The organism is Bordetella genomosp. 4 (genome assembly GCF_002261185.1).
Lineage (GTDB): Bacteria > Pseudomonadota > Gammaproteobacteria > Burkholderiales > Burkholderiaceae_B > Bordetella_A.
Genome location: NZ_NEVQ01000003.1, coordinates 178,963 through 192,877, shown reverse-complemented (window position 1 = coordinate 192,877; position 13,915 = coordinate 178,963). Strand labels below are relative to the sequence as shown.

The 13,915-nt window shown below is 60.0% G+C and carries 9 protein-coding genes; 2 read left to right on the top strand and 7 right to left on the bottom strand.

From position 1 onward, the window contains the following. Positions 1 to 242: 242 nt before the first annotated feature. Together CAL20_RS03385 and CAL20_RS03380 are read right to left on the bottom strand one after the other, a co-directional pair. On the bottom strand, positions 243 to 4,202 hold the full coding sequence (locus CAL20_RS03385) for a DUF3683 domain-containing protein (protein ID WP_094819677.1): 3,960 nt from the start codon (positions 4,200 to 4,202) through the stop codon (positions 243 to 245). A 190-nt stretch (positions 4,203 to 4,392) separates the two neighbouring features. Then, the gene (locus tag CAL20_RS03380; protein ID WP_094837183.1) at positions 4,393 to 4,938 is read right to left on the bottom strand and encodes a YqaA family protein; all 546 of its coding nucleotides are present in this window, start codon (positions 4,936 to 4,938) and stop codon (positions 4,393 to 4,395) included. Positions 4,939 to 5,166: 228 nt separating this feature from the next. Here CAL20_RS03380 and ilvA point away from each other — a divergent pair, with 228 nt between their 5' ends. Then, positions 5,167 to 6,675: a threonine ammonia-lyase, biosynthetic gene (ilvA, locus tag CAL20_RS03375; RefSeq protein ID WP_094837305.1), complete on the top strand. Its 1,509-nt coding sequence runs from the start codon at positions 5,167 to 5,169 to the stop codon at positions 6,673 to 6,675. A gap of 270 nt (positions 6,676 to 6,945) precedes the next feature. Here the strand turns inward: ilvA and CAL20_RS03370 are convergent, their stop codons facing one another. After that, a complete protein-coding gene (locus CAL20_RS03370) occupies positions 6,946 to 8,064 on the bottom strand; it encodes a porin (RefSeq protein ID WP_094819675.1) in 1,119 nt (372 codons plus the stop codon). Positions 8,065 to 8,780: 716 nt separating this feature from the next. On the opposite strand from CAL20_RS03370, the gene CAL20_RS03365 reads away from it, so the two are divergent. After that, positions 8,781 to 9,698: a LysR family transcriptional regulator gene (locus CAL20_RS03365; RefSeq protein ID WP_094819890.1), complete on the top strand. Its 918-nt coding sequence runs from the start codon at positions 8,781 to 8,783 to the stop codon at positions 9,696 to 9,698. A gap of 10 nt (positions 9,699 to 9,708) precedes the next feature. Here CAL20_RS03365 and CAL20_RS03360 read toward each other — a convergent pair whose 3' ends face one another. The 4 genes from CAL20_RS03360 to cydX are packed head-to-tail and all read right to left on the bottom strand — an operon-like array spanning position 9,709 to position 13,887. After that, positions 9,709 to 10,257: an adenine phosphoribosyltransferase gene (locus CAL20_RS03360; protein ID WP_094819674.1), complete on the bottom strand. Its 549-nt coding sequence runs from the start codon at positions 10,255 to 10,257 to the stop codon at positions 9,709 to 9,711. A 53-nt stretch (positions 10,258 to 10,310) separates the two neighbouring features. Further along, positions 10,311 to 11,996, bottom strand: a complete 1,686-nt coding sequence (cydC, locus tag CAL20_RS03355) for a thiol reductant ABC exporter subunit CydC (protein WP_094819673.1) — start codon at positions 11,994 to 11,996, stop codon at positions 10,311 to 10,313. Then, complete coding sequence (gene cydD, locus CAL20_RS03350) at positions 11,993 to 13,756, bottom strand: thiol reductant ABC exporter subunit CydD (RefSeq protein WP_373558266.1); 1,764 nt, start codon at positions 13,754 to 13,756, stop codon at positions 11,993 to 11,995. Before cydD ends, cydC begins: the two co-directional genes overlap by 4 nt. Continuing rightward, entirely contained in the window at positions 13,753 to 13,887 is a 135-nt protein-coding gene (gene cydX, locus CAL20_RS03345) for a cytochrome bd-I oxidase subunit CydX (protein ID WP_094819672.1), read from the bottom strand. The genes cydD and cydX overlap by 4 nt, the downstream gene beginning before the upstream one ends. Positions 13,888 to 13,915: the final 28 nt, after the last annotated feature.

The following is a 13,915-nucleotide window of genomic DNA, read 5'->3' as shown; positions in this document are numbered from 1 at the left end:
GTCGTGCCAGCGATGCAGAGAGCTCTAATTGCTGCCAGTCGAGCCGAGGCAATCGGCCCGGCCGGGCGCCTCAAAGTCGAGTGGAGCGGACACCGTAGGGAGCGCGCAGGCGCGGACGAGGTGAGCGAACACGGTGTCCGGCGCCCGCGCGCCGGACCGACTTTGTGAAGCCCGGCCGGGCCGATTGCCTCGGCTCGACGACCAATAGAACCCCTACCTCGTCCTAAGAGGCACCGCCCCCCTTACACGAGCACCCGCTCAATCCCCCCCGAGTTAGCCCGCCTAACATACTCCTCCATCCACTGCTCACCAAGAATATTCCGCGCCATCTCAACAACGATGTAATCCGCATCCATAGCCGTATCACCCTCATAGCGCGACAAGCCCTGCAGACACGACGGACAAGATGTCAGTACTTTGATATCCCCGGCGTATCCATCCTGACGCAAGGTGTTCTGGTTTTTAAGCAGTTCCTCTTGCTTGCGGAAACGCACCTGAGTAGATACGTCAGGACGCGTCACCGCCAAGGTCCCCGATTCGCCACAGCAACGATCCGTCTTGATCGCCCCATCGCCTACGAGTGAACGCACGGTCTTCATCGGATCCTGCAGCTTCATCGGCGTGTGGCAAGGATCGTGGTACATGTAGCGAGTACCGGTGATGCCATCGAGCTTGATGCCCTTTTCCAGCAGATATTCGTGAATATCGATCAGACGGCAGCCCGGAAAGATTTTTTCGAATTCATAGCCGGCCAGCTGGTCATAACACGTCCCGCAGCTCACCACGACCGTCTTGATGTCCAGGTAGTTCAACGTGTTCGCCACACGATGGAACAGTACCCGGTTATCCGTGATGATCTGTTCGGCCTTGTCGTTCATGCCATTGCCACGCTGCGGATAACCGCAACATAGATAGCCCGGCGGCAAGACAGTCTGCACGCCTGCGTGCCAGAGCATGGCTTGCGTAGCCAGCCCTACCTGCGAAAACAAACGCTCCGATCCGCAACCCGGGAAATAAAATACCGCCTCGGTATCCGCCGACGTGGTCTTGGGATCGCGAATGATGGGCACGTAATTGGCATCTTCGATGTCGAGCAGCTTGCGTGCGCTTTGCTTGGGCAGACCGCCCGGCATTTTCTTGTTGACGAAGTGCACGATCTGTTCGCGCAGCGGCGGCTTGCCGACCGTGGCAGGCGGATGCGCGGTCTGCTTGCGCGCAAACGACGACAACACATCATTGGCCAGACGCTGGGCCTTGTACCCGACGCCCACCATCGCCTTGCGCGTCGCATTGATCGTGGCCGGATCTTTCGCATTCAAAAAGAACATGGCCGCCGCCGTGCCCGGATTAAAGGACTTGCGCCCCATCCGTCGCAACAACGCCCGCATATTCATCGACACGTCGCCAAAATCGATATCTACCGGACAGGGGTTGTAGCACTTGTGGCAAACCGTGCAGTGGTCGGCAACGTCCTCGAACTCTTCCCAGTGCTTCAAGCTGACGCCGCGACGGGTCTGCTCCTCGTAGAGGAACGCTTCGACCAGCAGCGATGTGGCCAGGATCTTGTTGCGAGGCGAATACAGCAGATTGGCGCGCGGCACATGCGTGGCGCAGACGGGCTTGCACTTGCCGCAGCGCAGACAGTCTTTGACCGATGCAGAGATCGCGCCGATATCGCTCTGCTGCATGATCAGCGATTCGTGCCCCATCAGACTGAAACTAGGCGTCCAGGCGTGGCGCAAATCTGCACCCGGCATCAGTTTGCCTGCGTTGAAATGCCCGCGCGGGTCGACACGGCGCTTGTATTCCTGAAATGGCGCCAGCTCGGCCTCGGTCAGGAACTCATACTTGGTCAGCCCGATACCGTGCTCGCCCGAGATCACGCCATCCAGATCCCGTGCGATCTGCATGATGCGATCCACTGCCTGGTGGGCCTCGGTCAGCATCTCGTAATCGTCGGAGTTGACCGGGATGTTGGTGTGCACGTTGCCATCGCCCGCATGCATATGCAGCGCAACGAATACACGCCCCTTCAGCACGCGAGCGTGTATGGCCTTGAGTTCGTCCACGATGTGCGCGCCCGTCGCACCGGAAAAAACGTTCTGCAACGGCGCCAGGACTTCGGTCTTCCAGGACACGCGTATCGTGCGATCCTGCACCACATCAAAAAGGCGAGCGTCTGGTTGGGCAGCTACACGATCAGACAAAGCACCTTGCAAGGGCGTCATGCCCACGCTGGCCAGATCCGGCAATGCCTGGCGCAGCGGCAAGTCGAGATTGTCCAGCAGCCATTGCCAGCGCCGGCGCACCTCGGCCAAGACCTCCTTCGCGTGACTGGTCCGCTCGGCCAGCGTCTGGGTACGCGTGATCTCATCATCCTCGTCCTCGGCTTTGCCCACAGGCAAAGGTTCGGACAGATAAGCATCCAGCGCGGTCAACAGCTTGAGCTTGTTGCGCGTCGACAGTTCGATGTTGATGCGTTCGATGTGATCCGTGTACTCGCCCATGCGCGACAACGGGATGACCACGTCTTCATTGATCTTGAACGCATTGGTATGGCGGGCGATCGCCGCCGTACGCGAACGGTCGAGCCAGAATTTCTTGCGCGCCTCGGCACTGACGGCGACGAAGCCCTCGCCGTGGCGCGTGTTGGCCAGACGCACGACCTCGCTGGCAGCAACCGCCACCGCGTCCTCATCGTCACCGACGATATCGCCAATCAACACCATTTTTGGCAGCGTGCCGCGTTTGCTCTTGGTCGCATAGCCGACCGCGCGCAGGTAGCGTTCGTCCAGATGCTCCAGGCCTGCCAGAATGGCCCCGCGTGCGCGGCCCTCGCCATCCAGGTAACCCTTGACCTCGACGATCGACGGAATCGCATCGCGAGCCTGACCGAAAAACTCCATACAGACCGTGCGCGTATGACGCGGCATGCGATGCAGCACCCACCGCGCCGACGTGATCAGGCCGTCGCAGCCTTCTTTTTGCACGCCAGGCAGGCCCGCCAGGAATTTATCGGTGACGTCTTTGCCCAGGCCTTCTTTGCGGAACACCTTGCCGGCGATTTCGAGCAATTCGGTCTTCAGCAGTTTTTCGCCAGGCTGACCGCTGCCGTCGAACCATTTCAGCTCGAACCGCGCGGTCTCGACGTCGTGGATCTTGCCCAGATTGTGATCCAGGCGGGTGACCTCCAGCCAGTTGCCGTTGGGATCGACCATGCGCCACCAGGCCAGGTTATCCAGCGCCGTGCCCCACAGCACGGCTTTTTTTCCGCCCGCGTTCATGGCGATGTTGCCGCCCACGCACGAGGCCTCTGCCGAAGTCGGATCCACCGCAAACACGAATCCCGCCTGTTCGGCAGCCTCGGCGACGCGCTTGGTCACAACCCCTGCCCCGGCAAACACCACGGCCGCGGGTTCGGTCAGGCCGGGCAAGATACAGGACTCGACCGCACCCAGCGTGTCGAATTTCTCGGTATTGATGACAGCCGATTTCCAGGTCAATGGGATCGCGCCGCCGGTATAGCCGGTGCCGCCCCCGCGAGGAATGATGGTCAGGCCCAGCTCAATACAGGCGCGCACCAGGGCGGCGATCTCGGACTCGTTGTCCGGAGTCAGTACGACAAAGGGATATTCGACGCGCCAGTCCGTCGCATCGGTCACGTGAGACACCCGCGACAGACCATCGAACTTGATATTGTCCTTGGCTGTGATGCGGCCCAGCACTTTCTGGGCTTGCTTGCGCAGGTGCTGGGTTTGATCGAACTCGCTCTCGAACGCCGCGATGGCCGAGCGCGCGCGGGCCAGCAGCTCGACGACTTTACTGTCGCGCTGCGGGTCATGGCCGGCTTCGGTAGGCGAATCCGGCTCGCGGCGCTTGTCGATTTCGCTCAGACGATGATGGAGTGCTTCGATCAACAGCTTGCGCCGTTTCGGGTTGTCGAGCAGATCGTCCTGCAAATAGGGATTGCGGCGTACCACCCAGATATCGCCCAACACCTCGTACAGCATCCGTGCGGACCGGCCGGTGCGCCGTTCGCCACGCAGATCGCAGAGCCATTGCCAGGCGTCTTCGCCTAACAGACGGCCCACGATCTCGCGATCGGAGAACGAGGTGTAGTTGTACGGAATTTCGCGCAAACGCGCAGTAGCTGCGGGCGGAATCGCCTCAGAGAGGATTTGGCTGGCGAGGGGGGCGTTCATGAAACAAGACTGGGAATGGCCCTTAAAGAATCATTTTATGACATTGCGCAGAAATTGCCCTGCGGCGTGCTGACGCGTCTGAAAAAACGGCGGTGCCCCGCCCCTTGACGAAATAGCGTAATGTATAAAAAACGCATACATGCCAATGGGTTAAGGTCGACCGGGCCATTCAGCAGCCCATCTTCCAGCACTACACCGGCTGCGGAAAAAACCATAACAGGCCTGCGGTCATCACTGTGTAGCGAGCGAATTTCCCAATGGCCATGTACAGCACGCAGGGCCAGAATGCCAGGCGCAGCCACCCGGCTACCGCACATAGCGGGTCGCCTACGGCAGGCAACCAGGACAGGAGCAAGGCAGGCGGTCCCATGCGATGCAACCATTGCTGGGCATATTGATGCCAGCGGCTGCGCATATTCTTGCCCATGACAGGCTCCCCACCCTCCGAAGACAGATGGGGATGCTTCTCACGCCAGCGTTCCAGGGCCCGGTGCGCGCCAAGTCCCATGGCGTAGCTGATCGCGCCGCCGATGGTGTTGCCCACCGTGGCCACCAGGACGGCTGGCCAGAACATATCCGGGGCCAATTTCACGAACCCGAAGACGGCCGGCTCGGATCCCAAAGGCAGCAGCGTCGCCGAAATCAGGCTGATCAAAAAGATGGCGGGCAAACCGATCGTTGGCAATGCCAAGACCGCTAATAACCAATGCACCGCACTCAGTAGACTTTGTTCCATGGCGCCACGGACGAGTTGCCCAATATTTCCTCATAGAGCCCCGGCGAGGGGCGCGGCACGAAGCCGCACACGCGACACGCGTTGCCCATTCAAAGCGCAATGCGGCGCGCGAAGATCGATCAATCGATACCGGATGGGCGGCAGTGTAGCCCGGACGGCAAAGTCGCGCCGGACGCTGTGGTAATCTGGCCCACGCCTTATTTCTCTCACCCGGCCTTTTACGCCATCATGTCTGACGATTATCTAAAACGCATCCTGACCTCCAAGGTCTACGACGTCGCTGTCGAATCCCCCCTCGAAACCGCCACTCAGTTGTCTCAGCGAATTTCGAACACGATTCTGCTCAAGCGTGAAGATACTCAGGCAGTGTTCAGCTTCAAGCTGCGCGGTGCGTACAACAAGATGGCCAACCTGAGCCCGGCGGCCCGCAATCGCGGCGTGATCGCGGCCTCCGCGGGCAATCACGCGCAGGGCGTAGCCTTATCGGCTCGCCGGCTAGGATGCCGTGCGGTCATCGTCATGCCAACCACCAGCCCGCAGGTCAAGATCGATGCCGTGCGCGGCCTGGGCGGCGAAGTCGTGCTGGCGGGCGAAAGTTTTTCCGACGCTTACGCCCATGCGTTGACGCTGGAAAAGAAAGAAAAACTCACCTTCGTACATCCCTTTGATGATCCGGATGTGATCGCCGGCCAAGGAACCATCGGGATGGAGATTTTGCGCCAGCACCCCGGCCCCATCGACGCCATTTTTGTCGCTATTGGGGGTGGTGGCTTGGTCTCGGGCGTCGCCGCTTATGTCAAACAACTACGGCCCGAGATCAAGATCATCGGTGTCCAGACCGAAGACTCGGACGCCATGCTGCGCAGCGTACGGGCCGGGCGGCGAGTCCAGCTCAATGACGTCGGCTTGTTTTCCGATGGCACGGCGGTCAAGATGGTAGGAGCGGAAACATTCCGACTGACGCGCAAATACGTGGACGATTTCGTGGTGGTCGATACCGACGCGATCTGCGCTGCCATCAAAGACGTGTTTACGGATACACGCAGCGTGCTCGAGCCCGCTGGCGCCATGGCTGTCGCGGCGGCCAAACAATACGCGGCCGACCACAAACTCAAGGGCAAAACCTTGATCGCTGTCGCATGCGGCGCCAATATGAACTTCGACCGCCTGCGTTTCGTCGCAGAACGTGCCGAGGTCGGTGAAATGCGCGAAGCCGTATTTGCCGTCACCATGCCCGAACAACGCGGCAGTTTCCGTCGGTTCTGTGAGCTGGTGGGCAACCGCAGCGTCACGGAGTTCAACTATCGGATATCCGACGCCCAGCGCGCCCATGTCTTTGTCGGCGTTCAAATCAACTCGCCGGCCGAGCCAGACAAGATCGCGGCAAATTTCCGCCGCCATGGTTTTGATACCCTGGACTTGACCCATGACGAAATGGCCAAGACGCACTTGCGCCACATGGTAGGAGGCCACTCTGCCCTGGCCAGCAATGAGCTGCTGTATCGCTTTGAATTCCCCGAACGTCCGGGCGCGCTGATGCGCTTTTTGAATGCGATGAATCCGGACTGGAACATCAGCCTGTTCCATTACCGTAATCAGGGCGCCGACTACGGCCGCATCCTGATAGGTATCCAGGTTCCGCCTTCGGACAAGAAATTGTTCAAGACTTTTGTCGCCGAATTGGGCTATCCCCACTGGAACGAGACGGACAATCCTGCCTACAGGCTGTTCCTGTAACCGTCACGACATCCATCGCTCGTCAACGCGGCCTGGGGCATTGCTCTGGGCCGTTTTATTTCGCATGCTCCGGCGTTTTGCTAGCGCCACTTGCCATTCACTCGTCGCGGCCATAAATCAACAGCGCAAAAAAGTGGGGGGCCTCCGAAGAGGCCCCCCTTTCTAGGTACTACACACGCCCGGCGCAAACCTTCGCGGGGTCAGTTGTCACTCGATGGATAACGGAGAAGACCATACATTCGTCAACCCGCGCCGGGACGTGTGAGGTACTTAGAAGCGGTGGCGCAGACCGACCGCAGCGAAGGTGCTGCGCTGGTCTTCTTGGAACGCCCAGTTGTCGCCGTACGAAGCCAAGGCGTACAGGTTGGTACGCTTGCTCAGGTCGTAGGTGTAACCGACGCTGAACGTGTTGCTCGTGGCGTCATCACCAGCCAGACGGCTGTTGTTGACGTCAGCACGCTGCCAGGACGCCCAGATGTTGCTGGCGCCGCCGATCGGAGCGCTGACACCCAACAGGTAGGAGTTCACGCGCGAACCGTCAGCCAATTTCCAGCTGCCGATGTTGGTGCCGTCGACGTCGCCAATGCCATCAGCGCTGGTACCGACGAACCAGCCGTCAAACGTTTGACCGAAAGCGGCCGAAACCTTGACAACTTCGAAGTCATAAGCGGCACCGATGATGTACGACTGAACGTTGTCGGTGTCGTATTGACCCTTGGTACGGCTGCTGTCCGGACGGAAGTTGTCGTACGACAGGGCCACATCCAGGGGACCATTTTGGTAACGGCCACCAACGGTCACAACACGGTTGTTGTTGTTGGTACGGAAGCCGCCGCCGGTCGACGCTTCGTCGTCAGCATTGAACGAGTAGCCAACGCCGAATTTGAAGCCCGAGAACGAGGGGGTTTGATACAACACCATGTTGTCCAGACGGACGGTGTTAGCCGAGCTGAACGACGTACCCATGGTGGCTTGGTCGTAGCTGATGCCCGAGGGATCGATGCCAGCGAAGTACTTCGAAGCCAAGTTGGTTTGGCGACCGAAGTCCAATTGACCCCAGCTGTCGCTTTGCAGGCCAACGGTAGCTTGACGACCGAACAGGCGGCCGCTTTGCGAAGAATTACCGTTGTTGGGCGAGAAACCGCCTTCCAGGGTGAAGACAGCCTTCAGGCCATCGCCCAGGTCTTCGGAGCCGCGCAGACCGAAACGCGAACCGCTGTTCACGCCGTCCACAGCGCCAACACGGCTGGCTTTGTCGCCATTAGCACCCTTGACTTGGTTGTAACCGATACCTGCGTCAATCAGGCCGTACAGCGTAACCGAGGTTTCGGCTTGAGCCACGCCTGCGAAGCCGGCGGCCAGCGCAACGGCCAGTAGCGTTTTTTTCATCATGATTTCCTAAAGCGATGTGACAGGAAAGGGCATGCGTGACCCGCTTTATGCCAAGGGCAACGTCGGACGACGCATGTACGGTTAGAAGTATCTTTCCTTGGGCAATAGGGATTAACCACAAATTTGGAGAGCTGTTTTCCATAAATGCGGGTAAACCATGACTTGCGATGCAACAATCGGCGGCGTCCCTAGGCAAGACGGCGATTTCGTCCTAGATCACTGCGCCCGAATCAGCCAGTATCCAGTGATCATTTGTTAATAAGCAACGTTGCATTTGAACAACATTCGCGACATGTCGCTCATATTATTAGCGGCGACAGGCAGCACGCCACGGCCGCGCTCAGTTCGGCGACGGCGCCGACTTGGACCAGTGTGACACGATCTCGGGATACGCCCCATTATTGATTAGTGATGGTTAATGATGAAAGACCGCCGCTTTCAACGCCCTCATCACCCTGCCATGCCGCGCCTAGCGGACATCCGCGTCCCTCATATTATTGAACCTTCGGGCCCGTCCTAATTGCGGGTCGGCCAGGAACGTTTTTCCAGTATTAGCGTCCTATCTAGGGCGCTTCGCCCGCATACGATGGACCTCACCCGTGTTGCAGCGAGCGTTATTCCAGCAAACGGAACAGTTATTTCCATTTTTGCTGCATACATTCCAGGTAGTGTTGGGATATTGTCTATATCCAGCACGCAACATACAGAATCACATGGATATCCAGCTAAACGACATCGCGTTGTTTGTCGAAGTCGCCAAGCGCAAAAATTTCAGCCATGCTGCCGAGGCGCTCAACATCCCCGCATCGACTCTGTCGCGGCGCGTGAGCGATCTCGAACACAATATCGGCATGAAGCTGCTCAATCGCAGCACCCGGCGCATCGATCTGACCGAAGCCGGATTGATGTACTTTGAACGCTGCCGGCCCATTATCGAAGAAGTCCGCGTCGCTCATGATCAATTGCTGGACATGGCCGCGCAGCCGAAAGGACGTCTGCGTGTGTCGATGCCTTCGAGCCTGGCGCAGTTGTTCCTGCCCGCGGTGATCCAGGGCTTTCGTGCTCAGTATCCGGATATCGAGTGCGATTTTGATCTGAACATGCAGCCGATCGATCCGATCAGCAACCCCTTTGACCTCGTGCTGCGTTTTGGGCGGCAACCCGACTCCAATTTGGTCGCACGCCAGATCGTACTGCTGGAGCATCGTCTATATGCCTCGCCGCAGTATCTGGCTTTGCATGGCACACCGCGGTCGCCCGCTGATCTGGGGCATCACGAATGTCTGCGCCCCGCGATGAGCGAGGCCTATTCTTATTGGGTGCTGCATTCGGGCGATAAAGTCGAACGTGTCGCCGTGTCCGGGCGCGTCGCCGCCAATAACGTCAGCATGCTGTCGCGCCTGGCGGGCCAGGGGCTGGGCATTGCCCCGCTGCTATATTTCGACACCATCGGTCAGCCGATTCAAAACAAAGGGCTCGTGCCGGTATTGCCCGACTGGGCCCTGACCCCGATTCCGCTATTCGCCCTCTTGCCCTCGCGAACAATCCCGGCCAAGACGCGGGCGTTTTTGGACTTTATCCAGCCGCGCCTGACCGATCCGGGCTCGTGGGCGATTCCGGACGCCGCCTGAGACAACGGCCTCACTCGGCGCTATCGTAACTACATACGGTAAACAAGGGCGTGCCCGTCGCGGCGATCTTGCCAGAGCCACCCAACTCCGGCAAATCGATAATCGCAGCAGCCTCGACGACATTGGCGCCGAGGCGTTGCAGCAATTTGACCGCGGCCAACATCGTGCCGCCCGTAGCGATCAGATCATCCACCAACAGCACCCGCTGGCCGGTACGCACAGCATCCGTGTGGATCTCCACCGACGAGTTGCCGTACTCGAGCGAGTATTCCTCGGCCACTGTGCGATACGGCAGTTTGCCGCTCTTGCGCACAGGCACGAAACCCAGATTCAGTTCGTAGGCCAGCACACTGCCAATAATGAAGCCGCGCGCGTCGACGCCCGCGACCAGATCCAGGCGCTGCCGCATATAGCGATAGACAAAAAGATCGATCAAGACACGGAAAGTACGCGGGTCTTGTAACAAAGGCGTAATGTCGCGGAACACCACACCCGGGCGAGGCCAATCGGGGATGCTGCGGATAGTGCGCCGAATGAGTTCGACGGTGTCAGTCTGCATGAACCTACCCCGGGGAAATTGAAGCAAGGCGAACTATAACCGCGCCGATGCGGTTAGGCCAGAACAGAAACGTTCAGACAACCATCGCGCAAAACCAGATGGCGCTCAACCGCCCCCTGCGGCAGGGCGGCATGCGTTACCAGCACCACCGTACGCCCCGCCGTAGCGTGAGCCAGATCATTAAAGAATGCCGCCTGCGCGGCTTCGTCCAGACCCGTGGTCGGCTCATCCAAGGCGAGGACGGGACAAGACGTCAACAACGCCCTGGCCAGACACAGCCGCCGCGCCTGTCCTACCGACAAACTCGCGCCAGTTTCGCCGACCCATGTATCCAGACCATCGGGCAAGCCACGCACAAAATCGCCCAGCCGTGCGGCGTCCAAGGCAGACCACAACATGGCATCGTCCGCCCCCGGATCGCCAATCAATAAATTGGTCCGCAATGTCCCCAGAAAAACAGGCGCGTCCTGGGCAAGCCAGGCAATGCGGCGATGCAGTTCGGTCAACGACGCGTGCCGCAGATCGATTCCGCCGAAACGAATACAACCGGAAACGGGATCCTCCAGCCGCAGCAATAGTTGCAACAGCGTCGATTTACCCGAACCGCTCGGCCCGCTAATCGCCACACGCTCACCAGGCTCGATGCGCAGACTGACGGCATTCAACACCAACGGCCCCAACTCGCCAACAGCTGCAGGATAGGCAAACGACACCCGGTCCAACTCGATTGCGCCCCGCGCGGGCAATGGTACGGGCCGGTCTGGGTCAGCGTCGTCCGGTGTTTGTTCCACCACCGCCTGAATCCGCTGTGCCGCCGCCACCGCGCCACCCAGCCGCGCCGCCCCTCGCATCAGCGGCCCTGCCACTTCAAAAATGCCAATGACTGCCAACAGCAATCCCGCCAATAACGGCCCGCTCAGATGCTGCCGGCTGAGCTCGTCCAGGCCAAACCACAAGATCGCCAAGACACAAAGGCCGGCCAAAACCTGCAAGGCCCATGCTCCATTGGCGGCAATACGTACCTGCGCTTTGCGCGCACGTGTCATATCCGCGCAGTGCGACATAAAGCCGGTCCGTACTTGGTCGACCGCCGACAGCGCCACGACATCGGCGTGGCTTTCCACCGTCTCTAACGTCATGGCACGCAACGCCGCCTGACTTTCCTGGATCGCCAAGCCTGGCAAGCGCGCAGCACGCGCCTGCCATACAGGCAGCACCACACATGCCATCAACATCGCACCCGCCAATACCCACCCCGCGGCCGGCACCCAGACGCCTACCACCACAGCCAACACGGCGGCGGCAATCGCCGACGTGGCCATCGGTGTCAGCACATGCAGGAACACCGTATCCAGCGCATCCACATCCCCTGTCAGGCGAGTCACCAGATCGCCATCGCGATAGCGCCCTAATTGACGCGGCGTCAAACGCACCAGCGCCTCGAACACGTGGCTGCGCAGATCCGTCAATAAGCGCAACGTGGCAGCATGCCCTACCAATCGCTCCGCGTAACGCGCCGCAATACGCACGAACGACAACAAGCGCACCAACGCAGAGGGGACAAAAAGATTAAAAACAGAACCTGCGCCGGCCAAGGCCGCAGCGCTGAGAAACCAACCTGATACGCCCAGCAAGCCGACACCGGCTGCGATGGTGAGCAATGCCAGGAACAACGCACCCAGCAAAGCTCCCAGACGGCGACGATATAAAGCCGGCAACAAACGCAGCAATGCTGTCATGCCGGCTCCAATTTGCCGTGGATCAGCGTGACCGTGCGCGGCAGGCGCTGCGCCACGGCTGAAGCATGCGTTGCCAGCAACAATGTTCGTCCACGCGCAAATGCCAGGATTTCGTCCAGGACCTGGGACTGCGTGGTCTCGTCGAGAGAGGCCGTAGGCTCATCCAGCAAAATCAGGCCGGGATCTCGCAGAAACAAGCGCGCCAACGCCACGCGCTGTGCCTGTCCTCCCGACAAGCCGCGTCCGCGAGGCCCCAGCATCGTATCCAACCCCTCGCGCAATGGCTCGGCGAACGTCATGACGCAAGCACGGCGGGCGGCCTCGAGCACTTGTTCGTCAGTTGCCTGCGGCCGCCCCAAACGGATATTGTCGGCAATACTGGCCGCAAACAAAAAAGGCCGCTGACCGATCAAGGCCACACGCTCACGCAGCAGGGCTTCATCCCACTCGGCGAGCGGCACATCGTCCAGCATGATGTGTCCTGCGCCGGGACGCAAACGAGAGAGGACTTCCAGCAAAGTCGTCTTGCCGCTGCCGCTAGGCCCCATCAGAGCAACATGCTCGCCCGCAGACAACGTCAGCGATGCATCGTCCATCACCGGCGAAATTCGCCCGGGGGCTTGAATACTCAGGCCGCGCACCGATACTGCAAGCCCCGCAGCGCATGTATCGGCCGATGCAGCCGTGACATGAGTGTCGCCGAACGGCGCCGACGTGTCGGGCAAGCCCTCGAACGATGCGGCGATCTGCGCTGCCGCGGCACGCGCCGCCGCACGATCATGATAGTGCGCCGCAAATTGACGCAATGGCGCATAAGTCTCCGGCGCCATCAACAAACAGAAGAAACCGACTTGCAGCGTCAACGGCGTCGCCCGCACATCGAGAAACCCCAGGTACGACAAACCGAAATACACCGCCATCCCGGCAACGCCCAAGGCCGCAAAAAACTCCAGCACCGCCGACGACAGAAAAGCAATGCGCAATACTGACAGCGTGCGCTTGCGCACGGCCTCGCTGGCCGTGGCGACCGACGAGGCCTCGGCTTGTGCACGGCCGTAGAGTTTCAGGGTGGCCAGGCCGCGCAGACGATCGGCGAAAAACCCGGATAGCCTGGCAAATGCGCGCACATGCCGCCGGCTCGCCGCCTCGGCGCCCCACCCCACCAGTGCCATGAACAGCGGAATCAAGGGCGCCGTCACGAGCAACAGCAACCCCGCAATCCAATCAAAGGGCAACAGCACTACCGCAAATGCCAGCGGCAATATTGCCGCCGATACCGCTGCAGGCAGATACCGCGAAAAAAACCCGTCCAGCGCTTCGACCTGATCGACAATAGCGCTAGCCAGTTCCCCCGACACCCGGGTCCGCGACCACACAGGGCCGCGGCCCACCAGGCGATCGAACAAGGCCAGACGAATACGTTGTTTGATGCTTTCAGCCGCGTGAGCTCCCGCCCGTTCGCTGGCCCAGGCCAGGCCCGCTCTGCCCAACATCAGGACAACGATCACCGCGATATCACCGAGCAATGCACTGCGAGGCGCCTGGCTGACAATCGCCGCATCCAGCACCCGGGCCAACAACCAAGCCTGCACCAATAACAGCACCCCACCCAGCAGAGGCGCCCCGACAGCCACAATGAGCGGCAGCCGCGGCAAGCGCGCCTGCTCACTCAACCAACGCGATTGCTCACGCGCCAGCTTCGCTGCCTCGGGCCCCGGATTGGATGCCGTCTGAGCAGCATCAAACTGCGTGCTTGTCACGTGCGTTCAGATGCCTTGGCCAATCTGACAGGATCGTGTTCCTCACCTTCACGCAGCTCAAACCACATGGCGTTCAAAATGCCAAACGCACAGGCCAGACTCAAGCCCAGAATCCACGAAAAATACCACATGCTTTTACGCTCCAGACAATGGGATGGA